Consider the following 19,014-nt stretch of genomic DNA (forward strand, 5'->3'; position numbering starts at 1 on the left):
TCGCAATACTGGCCGCTTCGGCCGCTCGTGGCGGCCCAGCCCCGCCGAGTCCTGGATTCTGCCAGCAGACGGCCTCCCGCTCACGCCGGGGCCAGTACCAGCACTGGACGGGCTCTGGTGCCCTTGCGAGCCAGCAGCGCCACGAGGGTACCGTCCGGGTCAAGTCCCGCGACCACGTCCTGCCCCTGGGCCGCCTTGGAGGTGACAGGCCGCTCGGGGAGCTGTGCCTGGTCCAGGAGCGCCGCCTCCAGCGGCTGCCCGTATCCCAGCGCACAGGCCTGGGAGGTGGTCAGACCCACCGTGGGCAGACAGCGGCGAGCCACCGCGCCCAGAGGAAGTACCGGCAGCCCCCGCGGGTCGCCGGACGCGGCATCAGCCTCCACCTGGACGCTCAGCTCCTCCAGTGTGGCTGCCTCGCCACAGTCGAAGGGTCCCACCGAGGTGCGGCGCAGCGTGGTCAGGTGCGCCCCACAGCCCAGCGCCCGGCCCAGGTCCCGGGCCAGGGCACGCACGTAGGTCCCAGAGGAGCAGGCCACGTGCAGGTCGACGTCGACCACCGCGGTGCCGTCCCGCGCCGTGGTCGGGCGTGGCTGCCCGAGCAGGCCTATGTGGTGGACCACGACCTCCCGGGCCGCCAGCCCGACCTCCTGTCCCGCTCGCACCCGCTGGTAGGACCGCCTACCGTCCACCTTGACCGCGGACACGGCGCTGGGAACCTGCATGATCCGCCCTGTCAGCGGGGCCACGGCCTGCTCGAGGCGGGGTAGTAGCACATCCTGAGGCTGGCAGCCGGTACTGGCCGTCACCGGCCCCTCAGCATCCTCGGTGAGCGTCTCCTGCCCCAGCCGCACAGTGGCCTCGTAGGTCTTGTCCGCACCCACCAGGTAGGTGAGAAAGCGGGTCGCACGGCCCACCCCCAGGACGAGCAGACCGGTCGCCATGGGGTCCAGGGTGCCCGCGTGCCCGACCTTGCGGGTGGCCGCCAGACGTCGCAGCGCCCCCACGACGTCGTGGCTGGTCACGCCCTGGGGCTTGTCCACCAGGACGAGGCCGTCGGGCGCAGCCACCCCGGCTCGCGCGACGCGCAACCGCGGACGGGCTGCGGCAGCGCCAGCACTCACCGGAGCCCGTCGAGGCCGCCGGAGCCGTCACCACCGCTCAGGTCGTCAGGGCCGCCAGGTTCGTCAGGACTGTCGGGATCGTCGTGGCGGTAAGGGTCTGCCTCTCCGGCGTAGGAGGCGCCGCGAGCGGCCTGGGATATCTGCCGGTCACGCTCACGCGCCTGGGCCAGGGCCTCCTCCATGGTCCTGGCAGTGTCAGGCAGCGCGTCACGCTGGAAGAACAGGGCCGGAGTCAGCCGGATGCCTAGTGCCCTCCCCACCTCCGAGCGGATCAGTCCCCTGGCTGACTCCAGCGCCGCGGCCGAGGAGTCCTGCTCCTCCTGAGAGCCGTAGACGGTGTAGAAGACCGTCGCCTGCTGGAGGTCACCCGTCACACGGACGTCAGTGATTGTGACAAAACCGAGCCGAGGATCCTTGAGGCGGTGGAGAAGACGGGCCACGGTCTCGTGGATGCGGTCGGCGACCTTGCGGGCGCGAGCGGGGTCAGCCATAACGGATCCTCCTGGGGGCGCGGGCTCCTCGTCAGGTCCTGGCGAGGTAGTAGTGACAGGGGCCGGTGACACGGATGCCGGGGTCTGGGCGACACACGTCACCAGCGGGTGTGCGGCCGCTGGCCCGTCCGGCAGCCGCCGGTCAGCCGGGGCGCACCTGCCTATGCTACGCAGCGCACGACCCAGGTGGAGCACGACCCGAGTACAGTCAGCACTATCTCCCCAACGCGAACGGACCGCTCATGACACCTCCTGACCGGGCTGGCAGGACCAACCGGGCTGGCAGGGTTGGCAGGACCAACCGGACTGACTGGGCTACCAGGAGTCACAGGACCGGCAGGGTCAGCGCTCCTCCCCCCGATCCTGCTCCCGGCCCCGGCCACCATGCCACCACGACCCGTACCGGGGCTGCCCTGGTCCTGGGGTGCTACGTGCTGTGGGGGTTCTTCCCCCTGTACTTCCGCCTGCTGTCGGCAGCGGGCAGCCTGGAGGTCATCGGCAACCGGGTGGTGTGGACCCTGGCTACCTGCCTGGTGCTGACCGCCGTGCGCCACCGCTGGCGGGTGCTGTGGTCCGTGGCCTCCACGCCCGGCCTGCTGGGGACGCTGGCCGTCTCTGGTGCGCTGGTGAGCCTCAACTGGCTGGTCTACGTCTACGGCGTCACCACCGGGCGCACCGCCGACGCCGCCCTGGGATACTTCATCAACCCCCTGGCCACCGTGGCGCTGGCGGCCCTGGTGCTGGGCGAGCGCCTGCGCAGGGCCCAGGTCGTGGCAGTAGGGCTGGCAGCGGCCGGTGTCGTAGTCCTGGTCGTGCTCCAGGGGTCGCTGCCCTGGATCTCCCTGGCCCTTGCCCTCAGCTTCAGCCTTTACGGCCTGGTCAAGAAGCAGGTCGGTACCAGGGTCGACGCCCTGACCGGGGTGGCGGTGGAGACCGCGGCCATGTCTCCCCTGGCACTGGCCTACCTAGGGTGGCTGGCAGCTCACGAGAGCCTGGTCGTACAGGCTTCACCGCTCCCCCTCCCTCTGGTGGTGCTGCTGGTGGCAGCCGGACCAGTCACGGCGCTGCCCCTGCTGCTCTTCGCCGCCGGGACCCGTCAGGTCCCCCTGTCCCTGGTCGGACTAAGCCAGTACCTCACCCCGATTACCCAGTTCCTACTGGCCTGGGCCGTCTTCAGGGAGGACATCTCCCCGGCCCGGTGGGCAGCCATGGCTCTGGTGTGGGCCGCCGTGGCTGTCCTGGTCACCGATACCGTCCGCCAGGTCGCCCGGCGCCCACGCCCTCACCTCACGAACCCGTGACAGCTGTGCACCGTTCCGGAGAACCTGCGAGGGACCCCGGCCTCATGCCTGCTCCTTGTCACTAGCATCCCCGGCGTGACCTCCCAGCAGAAGGGGCACCACGTAGCGCTACCCGCCGGGGAGGCCTCCAGGGAGGCCCTCCGCTACCCCGGGCGCGTGGGAGACCAGACCAGGCACAGGGCCTGGTAGCGAGTCGACCAGGACCAATCAGGACAAGGAGCACCATGACTTCTGCGGCACCCTTCGCAACAGTCTCCGCAACGATCTTGGCGGCGGCCCCAGCATCCACGGAGTCCGGCCGGTGCTGACCACAAGTCTCCTGCCTGCCCTGATCCTCCTCGGCCTCACCGCACTGGTTATCACCCGAAGCGGACCACTGACCCAGCTCCTTCTGCGAGACGCGGCCAGCAGGCAGCTGTCCGTCAGGCTCTCCCCCCGGTTCCGGGTCCTCCCTCTCCTGCGGCGACAAGTGCCAGGCAGCTTCACCCTGGCCTATCCCCGGTGGCCCTACACGGACAGCAGCAGCTCCCGAGGGTATGAGGAGACGGACGACCGAGGTAGCGGACCGTGGTCAGTCCTCGAGGTCGGCAGGTGGAAGATCCTTTGCCATGACGTGTACCACCTCTACGAGCTGGTCCTGGAGGTACGGGCCGCAGGGACTTCCGTGGCCTACTCCGACCATGAGATCCTCACCCGGAGAGCCGCACGCGACCAGGTGCACCCCCTCCAGGGGCTCACGGTCCTGGCAGGAGACGAGGGACCCAGCGCCACTACCGTGGGAGCGGGCGACCACGCAGCCAGTGAGACCGACCCCGGGGACACACACAGGGGCCTTGACGCCATCATCGCCCACTGCGACAGCAGGCCGACGGCCTTCGAGTCCTTCTGCGCCGACCTCTTCCGGGCGCACGGCTACCACGTTGCGGTCACGCCGTCCTCGCGCCCGCGGGGATTCAACCTGCGCCTGCTGCGCAACCAGCGCATCTCGCTCGTAGAGTGCCTCTACGATCAACACGACCCCGTTGATGTCCCTGTCGTCGAGAGGCTGCGCAGCGCCAGCGCCCGCGAGCACGCCGACGCCCTGGTCGTGGTGACGACCGGCTCGTTCACCCTGGAGGCGACTTCCCTAGCCCGCCAGAAGGACGTCCGGCTCGTTGACGGCCAGAAGCTGGTGGCCATGTGCCGCCAGGTGTGGGGAACCTTCCTGGAGAGCACCGCCCCGACCGAGGTCGGGCCGGTGCACGACGTGGTGGGGGCCTCCTCCCCGGATACCGGGGAGGAGGCCCCCACCACGACCGTGAGCGCCAGGCTCAGGAACGAGGCTTCTCCCGCATCTCCCAGGTCTCAATGACGTCGCCCTCAGCGATGTCCTTGAACCCCAGGTTGATACCGCACTCGTAGCCCTCACGGACCTCGGTGACATCGTCCTTCTCCCGGCGCAGTGTCTCGATGGACAGGTCACCGTTGACGACGACGCCAGCCCGCACCAGACGCGCCTTGACGCCACGCCTGATGGTGCCAGAGCGCACGAGGGACCCGGCGATCGAGCCGAACTTCGAGGAGCGGAAGATCTGGCGAACCTCTGCCGTCCCCAGCTCGACCTCCTCGTAGACCGGCTTGAGCATGCCCTTCATAGCGGCCTCGACGTCCTCGATCGCGTTGTAGATGACCGAGTAGAACTTCATGTCCACGCCCTCGCGGTCGGCAATCTCCGAGACGCGCTCGGCAGGGCGGACGTTGAAGCCGATGATGATCGCTGAGTCCACGGTCGCCAAGTTGACGTCGTTCTGCGTAATCGCGCCCACCCCGCGGTGGATGACACGCAGCGCGACCTCCTCGCCGACGTCGATCTTGAGCAGGGAGTCCTCCAGGGCCTCCACGGCGCCCGAGGAGTCGCCCTTGAGGATGAGGTTGAGCGTGTCGACCTTGCCCTCCTTGAGGACGTCGGAGAGGTTCTCCAGGGACACCCGCTTGCGGCGCTTGGCCAGCATGGCGGCACGCTCGGCAGCCTCTCGCTTGTCCGCGATCTGACGGGCCGTGCGGTCGTCAGGAGCCACGATGAAGGAGTCCCCGGCACTGGGTACGTTGGTCAGGCCCAGGACCAGTGCCGGACGCGCGGGACCGACCTCCTCCAGGTTCTCACCGTGCTCGTTGAACATGGCGCGCACGCGCCCGTAGGCGCTGCCTGCCACAATCGGGTCACCGACGTGCAGGGTACCGCGCTCGACCAGGACCGTGGTCACAGCACCACGCCCCTTGTCCAGCTTGGCCTCAATGGTGACACCGCGAGCATCACTGTCCGGGTTGGCCCGCAGGTCCAGCGCGGCATCAGCCGTCAGCAGCACCGCCTCCAGCAGCTCGTCAATGTGGAGACGCTGCTTGGCGGAGATGTCGACGAACATCGTCTCGCCACCGTACTCCTCAGGCACCAGGCCGTACTCGGTGAGCTGGCCGCGGATCTTCTCCGGGTTGGCCCCCTCCTTGTCGATCTTGTTGACCGCCACCACGATCGGCACGTTCGCGGCCTGGGCGTGGTTGAGGGCCTCGACCGTCTGGGGCATGACGCCGTCGTCGGCGGCCACGACAAGGATCGCGATGTCGGTGACCTCGGCCCCCCGGGCACGCATAGCCGTGAAGGCCTCGTGACCCGGGGTGTCGATAAAGGTGATGCGACGGCTCTCCCCTGCCAGCTCGACCCCCACCTGGTAGGCACCGATCGACTGGGTGATACCGCCGGCCTCGGCAGCCACGACATCTGTAGAGCGGATGGCGTCCAGCAGCTTGGTCTTACCGTGATCGACGTGCCCCATGACCGTGACCACCGGGGGACGCGGGAGCAGGTTGGCGTCGTCCTCGTCGGCCTCCTCAGCCTCCAGGTTGATGTCGAAGGACTCCAGCAGCTCTCGGTCCTCGTCCTCCGGGGAGACGATCTGCACGTTGTAGCCCAGCTCGGCACCCAGCAGCGCGAAGGTGTCCTCGTCCAGGGACTGGGTAGCCGTAGCCATCTCACCCAGGTGGAACAGCACGGTGACCAGTGCCGCCGGGTTGGCGTTGATCTTCTCCGCCAGGTCGGTCAGGGTAGCGCCCTGCTTAACACGCACCAGGGTGGAGCCGTCACCGCGGGGGACGACGACACCGCCGATCGACGGGGCGCTCTGCTGCTCGAACTCCTGCCTCTTGGCCCGCTTGGACTTGCGCCCGCGCGGGGCGCCGCCGCCACGGCCAAAGGCGCCCTGGGTGGACCCGCGTCCGCCACGGCCTCCACGAGGACCGCCAAAACCGCCGCCCGGGCGGCCTGAGCCGCTACCAGGACGCCCCCCACCGGGGCGCCCACCACGGCCACCGCCACCAGAACGAGCCGGGGCACCCGGACGTCCGATAGAGGACTGGCCCGGCATCATGCCCGGGTTGGGACGGGCGCTGCCAGAACGTGCCGGTCCCGGACGGGCCGACGTCTGGGAGCGACCACCGCCACCAGCCGACTGGGGCCGCGGCCCCCCGGGACGAGGACCCCCCTGGGGCCGAGGGCCTCCTGCCCCGCCGGGACGGGGCATGCCCTGAGAGGAGGCGTAGGGGTTGTTACCAGGCCGTGGGCTGCCGGGACGCGCGGAGCCCGAGCCGCCCGGGCGCCCTGTCCGCCCTCCTGTCCCGCCGGGACGGGGCATGCCCTGAGAGGAGGCGTAGGGGTTGTTACCAGGCCGGGCCGGGCCGGGCCGGGGCCCGGGCGTGGACGCGCCGCGCCGCGGCCCGGGCACAGGAGCCTTCCTGGAGGTGGGGGAGCCCGACGTCCCCGCACCACGACTACCAGTCCCAGGCCTGACAGCATCCTGGGGCTGCGGCCGGGGACGGTCACGGTCAGCCGCGGCAGCCGTCCCGGTCGGCTGGTCCTCTACCGTCCTGCCGGGCGCCTCCGATCTGGGCGAGGCGCCTACGGGTCCGGGCTTGGGCGAGGCACCGCCAGGTCCCGGCCTGGGCACGGGCTTGGGCGAGGCACCACCGGGTCCCGGCCTGGGCACAGGCTTGGGCGAGGCACCACCGGGTCCCGGCCTGGGCACAGGCTTGGGCGAGGAACCGCCAGGTCCCGGCCTGGGCACGGCCTGCGGGGTCGCACCTGCCTCACGGGAGGTGGCACCCCCCCGAGGAGACGGGGTCGTCTGGTCGGCCTGCGCCGCGAAGTGCTCGCGAACCCGGCGAGCGACGGGGGGCTCCACCGTGGAGGAAGCCGCCTTGACGAACTCTCCTTGGTCCTTGAGCCAAGCAAGGATCACCTTGGAGGTGACCCTCTTGCCAGTGGGGTCGAGCTCTTTGGCGAGCTCGTGCACGCGTGGTTTAGCCACTTTTCTCCTGTCCGGTTACCCACCCCGGACAGGGGTGGGTGCTTCTAGAGGCAGCTCATCGCCGGGTACTCATCGGGTGCCCATCAGCTTCCTACCCGCCTTTGCCATCGGTCGGCCTGCTACCCGGAGGGACAGCAGGGTCCGTGCTGAGCCGCCCAGCCAGCCACCGCCAGACCAGGTCGGAGTCAAGCGGTGCGCTGACACGCAGGGCACGCCCGAAGGCCCGCCTCCGCTCAGCACGGGCGACGCACTGAGGATCCGGGTGGATCCATGCGCCGCGTCCGGGCGCGGCCGCCCGGAGGTCGACATCGAGCACTCCGCCCGGTGCCAGCACGAGACGCACCAGCTGCGCCCGCGGGACCCGTTCCCGGCAGCCGACGCAGGTCCGCTCAGGAACATGTGGTGCACGTGCCAAGGTACAGAAGTTCCTTCCGCTTGCTGGGCCACCTGCCGACACGCTGCTGTCACGAAGACGCAGCAGCCGCAAAGGTCCGCTAAAAGTCTACCTCTCGGCGTCACCGCCGTCAGTCGGCCACCTCTGAGGGGCCCGTCACGTCGTCGGCCTGGGAACCCCGCCCCGGCAGGACCTCACCAGCCTCGGCGTCGGCGTGGATGTCAACTTTCCACCCCGTCAGACGGGCGGCGAGACGGGCGTTCTGCCCCTCTTTGCCGATGGCCAGGGAGAGCTGGAAGTCCGGGACCACGGCCCGGGCGATCTGCTCCTCCATGCTAAGCACCTCCACCGAGGAAACCCGCGCTGGCGAGAGGGCGTTGGCCACGAACCGCGCAGGGTCCTCCGAGTAGTCGACGATGTCGATCTTCTCCCCGCCGAGCTCAGCCATGACCGCGCGCACGCGCTGCCCCATGGGTCCGATGCAGGACCCCTTGGCGTTGACCCCACGGACACGGGCACGCACCGCCATCTTGGTACGGTGCCCGGCCTCCCGGGCCAGGGCGACGATCTCCACGTCCCCGGAGGAGATCTCGGGCACCTCCTTCTCGAAGAGTCTGCGGACCAGGCCGGGGTGCGTGCGGGAGAGGATGATCTGGGCACCCTTGACGCCTCGGGAGACCTCCGTGACGTAGACGCGCAGCCGGTCGCCGTGGCGGTAGCGCTCCCCCGGAACCTGCTCGTGCGGGGGCATGATGCCCTCGTGCTCCTCGTCAAGACGGACGTGGACCACCCTGGGGTCCCGCCCTTGCTCAACCGTGCCGGAGATGAGCTCACCGGTCTTGTCCTTGAAAGTCCCCAGGACCTCGAAGTCACGCCGGTCCTGGATCCTCTGGACGATGACGGAGCGAGCCGTCGCCTGGGCGATGCGGCCGAAGTCGTCCGGGGTGTCGTCAAAGTACTCCCCCGTCGGCTGGTCCTCCTCGTCGACCTCGGGCGCTAGTACGCTCATGTGCCCCGTCCTGCGGTCGATCTCGACGTGCGCACCCCGGATGGCACCCGGAACCTTAAAGTAGGCCCCCAAGATGGCGTCCTCGATAGCGGGCAGGAGGTTGTCCAGGTCAATCCCCAGCTCGTCAGAAGCCCCTCGCAGCTCCGGCATGTTGATGTCCATGGGTCCTATCGTCCTCTCTCATCCATCTGTCGTCCGTGGCGGTCACGTGCAACGCCGTCTGCAGCACCGTACTCAACAGCGCTCAACCCAATGGTGCTCACGGTACTCTGCGCCCCCTGCGCCCGCTCCCCCGAGACGGTACCCGCAGGCACGGCCGCGCTACCTTGTCGCTACCTCGTCACGGGATCAGAATCCGGATACCACCATCCGGGCGGCCGTGACGTCCTCCAGGGCGACCACCGTCACCTCTCCGTCGACATCCAGGGTCACGTGGGTCTCATCCGCCTGCGTGACAGTCCCGCTAACCTCGCCCCGCGCGGTGACCAGAAGCACGTCGTGGCCCACAGCACGCCGAAAGTGGCGGGGCGTGGTCAGGCTGCGCTCCGCCCCGGGGGTCGAGACCTCCAGGGTGTAGCGGCCCTTGACAGGGTCCGCCTCGTCCAGGGCCGTCGAGACCGCCGAGGAGACTCCCTGCAGGGAGTCCAGCGGGAGGTCGCCCGGACCGTCGGGGAGGTCGACAAGGACCCGTACCACGGAGAACCTCCCCGCCCTGGTAGTCTCCACCCCCTCCAGGAAGAGGCCCTCACGCTCCACCACCGGACGCAGCAGTGTGGCAAGGGCATGGTTGTCATGTCTGCCGTGACGGTCGTGACCCCCTCCACCGTAACTCGTGTCTGCCATAAGGTCGGCTCCCCTCCTGAGGCGTACCCTGTCCGGGCGTGGTCTGGCTAGGATCATGCTACCTGCCGTGGGAGGATCACCAGGTGACGAGTCCCCTAACGCCGCCCCGCCTCGCTCCTGCCTCGCGCCGCCCGACAGGCCGGGAAGCAGGAGAACGACTGGCACGCGGGAGCACCTGCCTCCTGGTGGTGCTCCTCGCGGCGCTGCTCAGCGGCTGCGGGCTACGTCTGGGAGAAGGAACGCCAGCCTCACTGCCCCAGCCTTCTGCCCAGGAGTCCGTGCGCGACGCACTGGCTCGGCACGCCTGGCTCATCTCCTCCAGCGCCGCCGTCGTGGCCCGATCCGAGGACCGGCAGGCTGAGGCCGCGCAGCAGGTGGAGACGGCAGCAAACTCCCAGCTCGACGCCCTGGGCGGGGTGTGGGAGCCGTGGGCGTCCGAGGTTCCGACGCGCTTTCCCACTGTCAGCCCAGCGGCCACGGCCGCAGCGACCGCCACCAGCGAGGACCTGGCCGCGCTCCTCAGCGAGGGCGTCACCCTGGCCCAGGAGGCGGCCATGAGCGCACCCTCCGGCCAGGAGGCCCGGCTCTACGCCTCACTAGCCGCCTCCTGGGCCGTCCAGCACGAGACCGTCTCCCCCGGATCGACCACCTCGGTCCCGCGCAGCTCGCTGGACACGCCCCAGCAGATCAGCAGCGGGCTGCTCGCTGCCTACGACGCAGCCCGCTACGCCTGCCAGGAGGTGGCCGCGCGCGCGCAGGCCGCCACGCGTGAGCGCGCCACCCAGGACGCGGCCTCCGCCTCCACTGCTGTCAGTGCCGCGTTGGCTGCCGGCAGCCAGGACAGCCGTCTTTCGTCCTATGCGAGCCCCTCCCAGCAGTCTTCTGAGGCCTCTGCAGCAGACACGGACGTCCTGTGGGCCCAGACCGTGTGGTCAGACGTGGTTGACCACGAGGCCCTGGAGACGGCCTCCACGCAGGCAGGGTCCCCCGCCCGGCAGGCTGCCGTGGAGGCGACGACCGACGCGGCCCTGCGCGCACACGCCTGGGGGACACAGCTGTCCTCCCTGCCCGGCTACCTGGAGTCCTCAGAGTCGCCCTAAGAAGCCAACCTGAGAACACCCTGACAAGAGGCTCACGCCAGGGCGGCACGGACCAGGCGGACCAGCGTGACGGCCGCCTCACTGGCCAGGACCGAACTGCGCTCCCCGCTGCGACGGTCACGGATCTCCACCGTCCCCTCCCGCCCCAGGTCACGGCCCACGACCAGCGTGTAGGGAAGACCGAGCAGCTCGGCGTCGGCAAACTTCACCCCGGCGCTGACCTTGCGGCGGTCGTCGTAGAGGACCTCGACACCGGCGTCATCCAGGTCCGCGGAGATCTGGGCGGCCACGGCAAAGACCTCCTCCCCCTTGCCGGTGGCCAGCACCTGGACGTGGTAGGGGGCCACCACGGCTGGCCAGGCCAGGCCGCGTTCGTCGTGGTGGGCCTCGGCCAGGGCGGCCATGACCCGGGAGACCCCGATGCCGTAGGAGCCCATGGTCACCACGCGCGCCCTGCCGTCCTCGTCCAGCACGCTCAGCCCCAGGGCTTGGGAGTACTTCCGTCCCAAGGCAAAGATGTGGCCGATCTCAATGCCCCGGGCCAGCTGGAGCGGGCCCGAGCCGTCGGGAGCGGGGTCGCCCTCACGCACCTCAGCAGCCTCGACAGTACCGTCCACCTCGAAGTCACGCCCCATGACCAGGTCCAGGACGTGCTTCTGGGGCTGGTTGGCCCCGGTGATCCAGGCAGTGCCCTGCACCACGCGCGGGTCCACCAGGTAGCGAACCGAGCCGACCAGCCGCTGGCTGCCGTCCTCGGCGGTCTCCACACGGCGCAGAGGCGAGCTGGGGCCGACAGCCGGCGGACCGATGTAGCCACGCACCAGCTCGGGGTGGCCCTCAAAGTCCTGATCGGAGGCCATCTCCACCTGCACAGGAGCCAGGGCGGCCTCCAACCGCCTGAGGTCGACGTCGCGGTCACCGGGGACGCCGACGACCAGCAGCTCGCGCTCGCCCGAGGGGTGAGTCGCCACGACGACGACGTTCTTCAGGGTGTCGGCCGCGGTCCAGGCCTGCCCGTCCTGGCGGGGGTAGAGGTCGTTGCACACCGCGACAAGGGAGTCGATCGTGGGGGCGTCAGGGGTGTCCACAACCCGGGCAGGTCCCGTCCGCGAGGCGTCAACGGCCTCGGGCACCGGGGTGGTGACAGCCTCGGCGTTGGCCGCGTACCCGCCGTCAGTGCGGACAAAGGTGTCCTCCCCGATCGGGGAGGGGTGGAGGAACTCCTCGGAGCGAGAGCCTCCCATGGCCCCGGCCACGGCGTTGACGATGACGTAGTCCAGGCCCAGGCGTGTGAAGATACGGTCGTAGGCCTCGCGGTGGGCCTGGTAGGAGGCCTCCAGCCCCACCTCGTCCAGGTCGAAGGAGTAGGAGTCCTTCATGACGAACTCGCGCCCACGGATGACCCCGGCCCGCGGGCGGGCCTCGTCACGGTACTTGGTCTGGACCTGGTATATGACGGCAGGCAGGTCCTTGTAGGAGGAGTAGAGGTCCTTGACCGCGAGGGTGAACATCTCCTCGTGGGTGGGTGCCAGCAGGTAGTCCGCGTCCTTGCGGTCCCGTAGCCGAAACAGCGTGGGGCCGTAGTCCTGCCAGCGCCCGGTGGCCTTGTAGGGCTCAGCGGGCAGCAGCGCGGGAAAGTGGACCTCCTGGGCGCCGATTGCGTCCATCTCCTCACGCACGACGCGCTCGATCTTGCGCAGGGTACGCAGCCCCAGCGGGAGCCAGGTGTAGACGCCCGGGGCGGCACGACGGATGTAGCAGGCTCGTAGGAGGAGCCGGTGGCTGGCCACGTCGGCGTCGGCGGGGTCCTCACGCAAGGTGCGGATGAAGGCGGTGGACATCGTCTGAATCACAGGCACATGCTACGTGCTCAGCCCCGCCCGCAACGCACCGCGCCCTCCGGACGCCCCCGCCGGACCCACTAGGGTCCTCACCACAGCCTGGCCGCTACAGCCACCAGTCAGGTTCATACCGGCAGCGCCAGAGGTCGGGGCGGGCTGTCCCGGCGCACCATCATCGAGCTGGCGCGCACCGGTGTCGCAACGGCCGACGTAGAGGAACTGCGCCGCACCGACGCCACGGTGAGCAGACCCGCCACTGAGACAGCCGCTGAGACAGGCTGGCGTGGCAGCCGTGCACGGTCAACAAGGCCTGCGTGGAGAAGAGCCACGTCAATGACCCGCTCACAGACCGTCCCATCGGCCTCAGTGTCGTATAGGACCTGTATGCGCCCGGCGGCTCCTGTGCACACGGCCCAGATGAAGTCAGCCAGGCAGCCAAGAACATCAGGCAGATATAGCACGGAGCCGCTGACATCGACACCCGTCAGACTAGCCGCAACCAGGTAGCCGCCCCCGTCCTGCGGGTAGCGGCGTCTCTTTTGTAGCGGCCACCGCCTTCATCCATACCCTGCGCCAGGCCGCCGACACCACGGTAGGGACGCAGAGGTGCCCGTCAAGGCACCCACGCACTGGAGGCGGACATTGTCTGAGGCACCGAAACACGAACACGCCGTGCTCCAAGCGTCGCCGACGGCCTCGCTTACCGGGAGACAGGCGCTCCAGGCGACCAGGGACCTGCCCGCCTGGCACTGTGCTGCCGGACCAGCTGGGCCAGGAGCTCCTCCGGGGTGGTGTCCAAGGTAGCGGTGAGGATCCTGCCCGGTCCGCTGCCCGTACTGGCGTTGGCACGCGCGACCAGCGCCCTGAGGCCCCTCATCCGGCTCCATGGCCACCGGGGATCGACGAAGACGATCTCGACGCCGTCCAGGAGTCCCGATGCCGCAGGAGCCTGTGCGGAAGCCGGTGGGCGCTCTAGCCTGCCTTCCTCCTCACAGGCCTGCACGCCCTCTGCGCTCTGCACACCCCGCGCAGCTGCCGCCTCATCCTGGCCCGTCCAGAATCCTGCCACCTGCTCCCACGGCACATGCTGGACGCAGACCAGGCTGGTGCGGTTAGTGATCCCGCTGTCGTCCACGCGCAGCGCAGGACCGCAGGCCAACCAGGCGATCCCCAGGCCGCCCCCTCCGAAGAACACCAGGGAGGCCAGGCCCACGAGCACGTAGAACATCCCCTCCAGGCCTCCTTCCTGGGCCTGGGGCAGTCCCGTGCTGACCATGACGATGCCCGCCACGACGAAGGCCGCCGCCCCGACGAGACGACCAAGGACGGACCACGGCCTGTGCCAGATCACAAGCGGTGCCATGCCTCTATCCTCCCTCACAGGTTCCTGCCCACGCAGGCCTTCGGGCGCAACCGCAGATGCACCCGCTCACAGCACCTTGCAGCGGCTCATAACAGCACCGTGGCGAAGGTGTCCACCTGGGTAAAACCCACCGACCGGTACAGGGCCAGGGCGGGGGTGTTGAAGTCGTTGACGTAGAGGCTCACCATGCCCTGCGGCCCCACGTGGTCGCGACGCACCGCGTCCACCACGGCGGCCGTGGCGACGGCCCCCACCCCCCGGCCGCGCAGGTCCGGCCGGGTCCACACCCCGGTGAGCATGGCCACGTGGTCCCGCGCACTGCGCCACACGGAGCCGACGTCCGCCTTGAAGGCCACCACCGCAGCCGATCCAGGGCGCGCAGGTGCCCCAGTGCCGTCGTCCAGGACGACGTAGCTGCGTCCTGTGGACACCAACCAGCTGACGTGGCGTGCGTAGGAGGAGCCTGTGGTCGTCGGGTCGTAGCCGACCTCGTCGGTGAACATGGCCACCGAGGCCGGCATCACCAGGGGCTCCTCCCGGCGCGTGGCAGCGTGAAGCCCCTGGGCTACCCAGCCCAGGGCGGGCCGACGGCGCCGCTGCCCCGCCGCAAGGCCCTCTCCCTCCAGGGAGGCGGGGGCGCACAGCAGCGGCTGGTTCCACCGCTCCTCGCGGGCTACCACTCCCAGGCCGCGCAGCGGCTCCCACAGGGCCGCCACGTCGCGGGCCACACCAACCACCGAGCCATGCCGACCGAGGCGGGGCCCAGTGTGCTCGGCCAGGGCCAGGAGCGTGGAACGCGCCACGCCACCGTGCCCGGTACCGGGTCTGGGGGCGAGCCCGAAGGGCATGGCGACGCCCGTGGTCCAGGCCGCGCCGACAGGCGCCCGGGGGTCTCCCGCCACGACGACGTCGCCTCGGCCCCACCTGGACCAGCGCTGCACCTGGTGAGCCAGCGGAGTGGCCTGGACCGGCTCCGTACCGCACAGGTCCAGCAGCCCGCCGACTCCGTCGGCGGACACGGGCACCAGGCCTGTTCCTTCCGGGCCTCGGCGCCACAGCCGACTCACCAGGGTCATACCGTCCTCAACACCATCCTCAGCATCGCGCTCAGCGCTGTCCTCCTGCCCCAGGGCCCGCACCCTGCCGGGCCGCGCCGTGCTAGCCAGCGGCAGAGACCATGGGAGCCGTGCCCGCGAGTGCCTCCTCGCCGAGCTCGCGGGTCATGTCCTCGGCCATGTCCTGGGCGTAGCGCAGCAGGGTCTCCACCACCTGCTCCTCGCGGACGGTCTCGACCACCTTGCCGCGCACGAAGATCTGGCCCTTGCCGTTTCCCGAGGCGCAGCCCAGGTCCGCCTCCCGGGCCTCACCTGGACCGTTGACCACGCAGCCCATGACGGCCACCCGCAGCGGGGCGGTGACGCCCTTGAGCCCCTCCTCGACCTGCTCGGCCAGGGACCACACGTCCACCTGCGCGCGCCCGCACGAGGGGCAGGAGACAATCTCGAGCTGACGCTGACGCAGACCCATGAACTCTAAGAGCTTGGTGCCGACCTTGACCTCCTCCACGGGCGGGGCCGACAGGGACACGCGGATCGTGTCACCGATGCCCTCCGCCAGCAGGGTCCCAAAGGCGGCGCAGGACTTAATGGTGCCCTGGAAGGCCGGGCCGGCCTCGGTGACCCCCAGGTGAAGGGGCCAGCGCCCGGCCTGGGACAACAGGCGGTAGGCATGGACCATGGTGACCACGTCGTGGTGCTTGACGGAGATCTTGAAGTCGTGGAAGTCGTTCTCCTCGAACAGGCCCGCCTCCCAGGTGGCCGACTCCACCAGCGCCTCAGGCGTGGCCTTGCCGTACTTCTTAAGCAGGCGTGGGTCCAGGGACCCGCCGTTGACCCCGATACGCAGGCTGACGCCGTGGTCGGAGGCTGCCTTGCAGATCTCAGCCACCCGGTCGTCAAACTTGCGGATGTTGCCGGGGTTGACACGCACGGCCCCGCACCCGGCCTCGATCGCGGCAAAGACGTACTTAGGGTTGAAGTGGATATCGGCGATGACGGGGATACGCGACTGCCTGGCGATGACCGGCAGGGCGGCGGCGTCCTTGTCTGTCGGGCAGGCCACGCGCACAATGTCGCAGCCCGCTGCGGTCAGCTCGGCGATCTGCTGGAGAGTGGCGCCGATGTCGTGGGTCTTGGTGGTGGTCATCGACTGCACCGTGACGGGGGCGTCCCCACCCACCTCGAGACCACCCACCCTGATCTTGCGCGTGGGCCTGCGCGGTGCCAGCACGGGCGCCTCGGCACGCACGGAAGGGATACCAAGATCGATCACGTCGCTCACGCGCCCAAGTATGGCACCGGCGATCACCGCCGATCATGCCCGGACGTGTGGCATGGCTCCCTGCCTGCGGCACCACCGCGCAACCACGACACCCAGACCTCCGCAGCTGCTCCCGAGCACGGGCGGGGTCGGCCCTGAAGGTAGCGACCAGATGCCGCAGCCTGCCAGGCTCCCGTGCCGCCGACGGCTCAGGTCACCGGCGCCACGAGGTCCGCCCACACCAGGACCACCGCCATGACGACAAGCAGGGCGAAGACGACCTGGCTGACAGGCAGCAGGCGGGCGATGTCCACCGGACCGGGGTCAGGTTGCCCGCGCACGGCAGCCCAGCGCCTGCGGAGCCCTTCCCAGCACGCCCCAGCCACGTGCCCGCCGTCCAGGGGTAGCAGCGGCACCAGGTTGAAGGCGAACAGTGCCAGGTTGAGGCTTCCCAGCAGGCTCAGCATGGCCGACACCCGTCCTGCGAAGGGAACAGTTCCCTCGCCGACCCCCGTGCTGGAGACCTGCCCTGCGTAGCGGCCCAGCCCCACCAGGCCGATGACCCCGGTGGTGCTGCGCTCCTCCAGCCCCAGGCCGGCGGCGACCACGTGGTACAGCCCCACCGGCAGGGTGGCGATCGCCCGCAGCGTCCCCCCGACGGCCTGAGCGACCATCCCCGGCAGCTCGCCCAGGGGCACGCGCCGGATCTCAGTGGCGGGAGCAACCCCCACGTAGGGTCGCGACCGGGTGAGAACGGTACCGGTAGAGTCGGTGACCGGGCTGCCCTGGTCATCGCGCACGGCACGCTCCACCTCCACGGCCGTGACGCTGACAGCGCTGAGCGCCCCGTCCCGCTCGACAACCACCTCCGCCGGGGTGGTCCCTGCCCGTTCGATCTGGGCAGTCACCTCCTGCCAGGTCGAGACCGGGACACCGTTCCAGGAGATGATCCGGTCCCCCGGCTCCAGCCCGGCCCGGGCCGCCGGGGATTCCGGGTCCTCCTCGGTGCAGGGCGCTGCGGCGTCGATGTCGGAGGAGACGCAGGGGGCGACTGTGGCCAGGGAGGAGGTGCTCGTCGGGACTCCTACCACACCGAGGCTCACGGCCAGCAGCACAACACCCAGGAGGAGGTTGGTGAGAATGCCGCCGGCCATGACCACCAGCTTGCGGGGGACGCTGAGCCGGTAGAAGGCACGGGCCTCCTCACCGGGGGCGATCTCCTCCATGGAGTCGGCCCGGGCCTGACCCACCATGCCCAGCTCGCCGCTGCTGGTGCGCCGGTCCGGACGGTCGGGGTTCTCCGGCGGCAGCATGCCGACAAGCTTGACGTAGCCTCCCAGCCACAGGGCCTTGACCCCGTACTCCGTCTCCCCGCGCCGCACCGACCACAACCGCGGGCCGAAGCCGATGAAGTACTCGGGAACCTTCACCCCGAACTTCTTGGCGGGCAGCATGTGGCCCAGCTCGTGGAGGGCCACGGACACGGCGATACCAGCCACCATGACGGCGATACCCAGGGCGTAGGCCAGTGCCTGGCTCATGCGTCTCCTCCCATGTGCCCGGTCCGGGCGCCCGACCGGTCCTTGACCATCTCCTGGGCCCGTGCACGCGCCCAGGACTCCACCTCCAGCAGCTCGTCAAGACCAGGACTGCTGAGGCCCTCGTGCTCTGTCAGGACCGCAGCGTCGATGCTGACGACGTCCAGCCACTCCAGCCCGCCTGTCAGAAAGGCCTCCACCACCTGCTCGTTGGCCGCGTTAAGGACCGCAGGATGGGTGTCGGAGGCCGATACGGCCTGGCGAGCCAGGTCCACCGCCGGGAAGGTCTGGGAGTCCAGGGGCTCGAAGGTCCAGGCCACCGGGTTCTCCCACCTGTTGGGCTCGACCAGCCCTGACAGGTCCTCCCGGTCTGGCCAGGTCAGGCCCAGGGCGATGGGCAGGCGCATGTCGGGCGGGGAGGCCTGGGCGATGGTGGCGCCGTCGAGGAGCTCGACCATGGAGTGGACCACCGACTGCGGGTGGACGACGACGTCGATGTCGCCGGGGGCCACGTCGAACAGGAGGTGGGCCTCAATGAGCTCCAGGCCCTTGTTGACCATGGTGGAGGAGTTGACGGTGACCACGGGTCCCATCGACCACGTGGGGTGGTCCAGGGCCTGGGCCGCGGTCACGCCAACCAGCTCCTCGCGGCGCCTTCCCCGGAAGGGCCCCCCGGAGGCGGTCAGCACCAGCCTGCGCACCTCGCTGCGGCCGGTAACCAGAGGACTGGTCAGGCCCCTCTCGTGACGGGCGGACAGCAGGCACTGGGCGATGGCGGAGTGCTCGGAGTCCACCGGCACCACCTGTCCCGGACGCTGCAGGGCGTCACGCACCAGCGCACCTCCCACGACCAGTGACTCCTTGTTGGCCAGGGCCAGACGGGCACCGCTGCGCAGGGCTGCCAACGTGGGCAGGAGTCCCACGGAGCCGGTGACGGCGTTGAGCACGGTGTCGTTGCGCGCCGGAGCCGCAGCCTCCACCACGTCCACCGTGGCCTGCGGACCGGTGAGGACCGTGGTCACAGGGTCGGGCATCACGCTGCGGGCAGCCGCCCGGGACAGGGCCTGGCGCAGGTGCTCCCGGACAGAGTCCTGCTCCTCCCCCCGGCAGGCGACAGCCAGGACCGGCACCTGCCAGGCCACGGCCTGCTCAGCAAGAAGGTCCAGGCGGGAGCCGCCCGCGGCCAGCGCCGCCACCTGCGGTGCGCGATCGCGCAGCCTGGTGAGGACCTGGAGGGCCTGGGTCCCGATAGAGCCCGTAGAGCCCAGCAGGACGAGACGAGAAGGTTCAGTCATGAGGATCTGCCCGAGGGTGTCTGCCCGGAGGCTGTGTCCGGGACCGGTGGATGCTGCCGTGC

General features: G+C 70.0%; 15 protein-coding genes. 3 read left to right on the plus strand and 12 right to left on the minus strand.

The genetic code is table 11. The features are described 5' to 3' along the window. Positions 1–80: 80 nt before the first annotated feature. The gene (gene truB, locus D4740_RS04140) at positions 81–1,121 is read right to left on the minus strand and encodes a tRNA pseudouridine(55) synthase TruB (protein WP_396027222.1); all 1,041 of its coding nucleotides are present in this window, start codon (positions 1,119–1,121) and stop codon (positions 81–83) included. Beyond that, a complete protein-coding gene (gene rbfA / locus D4740_RS04145; protein WP_119835694.1) occupies positions 1,118–1,612 on the minus strand; it encodes a 30S ribosome-binding factor RbfA in 495 nt (164 codons plus the stop codon). Before rbfA ends, truB begins: the two co-directional genes overlap by 4 nt. Before the next feature lie 242 nt (positions 1,613–1,854). On the opposite strand from rbfA, the gene rarD reads away from it, so the two are divergent. Together rarD and D4740_RS04155 are read left to right on the plus strand one after the other, a co-directional pair. After that, positions 1,855–2,913: an EamA family transporter RarD gene (gene rarD, locus D4740_RS04150; protein WP_119835695.1), complete on the plus strand. Its 1,059-nt coding sequence runs from the start codon at positions 1,855–1,857 to the stop codon at positions 2,911–2,913. A 301-nt stretch (positions 2,914–3,214) separates the two neighbouring features. Beyond that, positions 3,215–4,264, plus strand: a complete 1,050-nt coding sequence (locus D4740_RS04155; protein WP_182911336.1) for a restriction endonuclease — start codon at positions 3,215–3,217, stop codon at positions 4,262–4,264. Here the strand turns inward: D4740_RS04155 and infB are convergent. From infB to rimP, 4 genes are all read right to left on the minus strand, one after another. Further along, positions 4,224–7,250: a translation initiation factor IF-2 gene (infB, locus tag D4740_RS04160; protein ID WP_119835697.1), complete on the minus strand. Its 3,027-nt coding sequence runs from the start codon at positions 7,248–7,250 to the stop codon at positions 4,224–4,226. The genes D4740_RS04155 and infB overlap by 41 nt on opposite strands. A 91-nt stretch (positions 7,251–7,341) precedes the next feature. Then, complete coding sequence (locus D4740_RS04165; protein ID WP_259390679.1) at positions 7,342–7,707, minus strand: YlxR family protein; 366 nt, start codon at positions 7,705–7,707, stop codon at positions 7,342–7,344. A gap of 67 nt (positions 7,708–7,774) precedes the next feature. After that, on the minus strand, positions 7,775–8,815 hold the full coding sequence (nusA, locus tag D4740_RS04170) for a transcription termination factor NusA (protein ID WP_119835699.1): 1,041 nt from the start codon (positions 8,813–8,815) through the stop codon (positions 7,775–7,777). Positions 8,816–9,001: 186 nt separating this feature from the next. Continuing rightward, a complete protein-coding gene (gene rimP / locus D4740_RS04175; RefSeq protein WP_119835700.1) occupies positions 9,002–9,496 on the minus strand; it encodes a ribosome maturation factor RimP in 495 nt (164 codons plus the stop codon). An 83-nt stretch (positions 9,497–9,579) separates the two neighbouring features. On the opposite strand from rimP, the gene D4740_RS04180 reads away from it, so the two are divergent. Beyond that, complete coding sequence (locus D4740_RS04180) at positions 9,580–10,596, plus strand: Tat pathway signal protein (RefSeq protein WP_259390657.1); 1,017 nt, start codon at positions 9,580–9,582, stop codon at positions 10,594–10,596. Between the two features lie 32 nt (positions 10,597–10,628). Here the strand turns inward: D4740_RS04180 and D4740_RS04185 are convergent, their stop codons facing one another. The 6 genes from D4740_RS04185 to dxr form a co-directional block, all read right to left on the minus strand. Next, complete coding sequence (locus D4740_RS04185; RefSeq protein WP_396027227.1) at positions 10,629–12,437, minus strand: proline--tRNA ligase; 1,809 nt, start codon at positions 12,435–12,437, stop codon at positions 10,629–10,631. Between the two features lie 700 nt (positions 12,438–13,137). Next, on the minus strand, positions 13,138–13,800 hold the full coding sequence (locus D4740_RS04195; RefSeq protein ID WP_119835703.1) for a hypothetical protein: 663 nt from the start codon (positions 13,798–13,800) through the stop codon (positions 13,138–13,140). Positions 13,801–13,886: 86 nt separating this feature from the next. After that, positions 13,887–14,876, minus strand: coding sequence for a GNAT family N-acetyltransferase (locus tag D4740_RS04200; protein ID WP_119835916.1), 990 nt, complete (start codon positions 14,874–14,876; stop codon positions 13,887–13,889). Between the two features lie 82 nt (positions 14,877–14,958). Further along, on the minus strand, positions 14,959–16,140 hold the full coding sequence (gene ispG / locus D4740_RS04205; RefSeq protein ID WP_119835917.1) for a flavodoxin-dependent (E)-4-hydroxy-3-methylbut-2-enyl-diphosphate synthase: 1,182 nt from the start codon (positions 16,138–16,140) through the stop codon (positions 14,959–14,961). A gap of 188 nt (positions 16,141–16,328) precedes the next feature. Beyond that, positions 16,329–17,660, minus strand: coding sequence for an RIP metalloprotease (locus D4740_RS04210; RefSeq protein ID WP_119835704.1), 1,332 nt, complete (start codon positions 17,658–17,660; stop codon positions 16,329–16,331). Then, the gene (gene dxr / locus D4740_RS04215; RefSeq protein WP_119835705.1) at positions 17,657–18,952 is read right to left on the minus strand and encodes a 1-deoxy-D-xylulose-5-phosphate reductoisomerase; all 1,296 of its coding nucleotides are present in this window, start codon (positions 18,950–18,952) and stop codon (positions 17,657–17,659) included. Before dxr ends, D4740_RS04210 begins: the two co-directional genes overlap by 4 nt. Positions 18,953–19,014 lie beyond the last annotated feature (62 nt).

This window comes from Actinomyces sp. 2119 (assembly GCF_003591215.1).
Classification (GTDB): domain Bacteria; phylum Actinomycetota; class Actinomycetes; order Actinomycetales; family Actinomycetaceae; genus Actinomyces; species Actinomyces lilanjuaniae.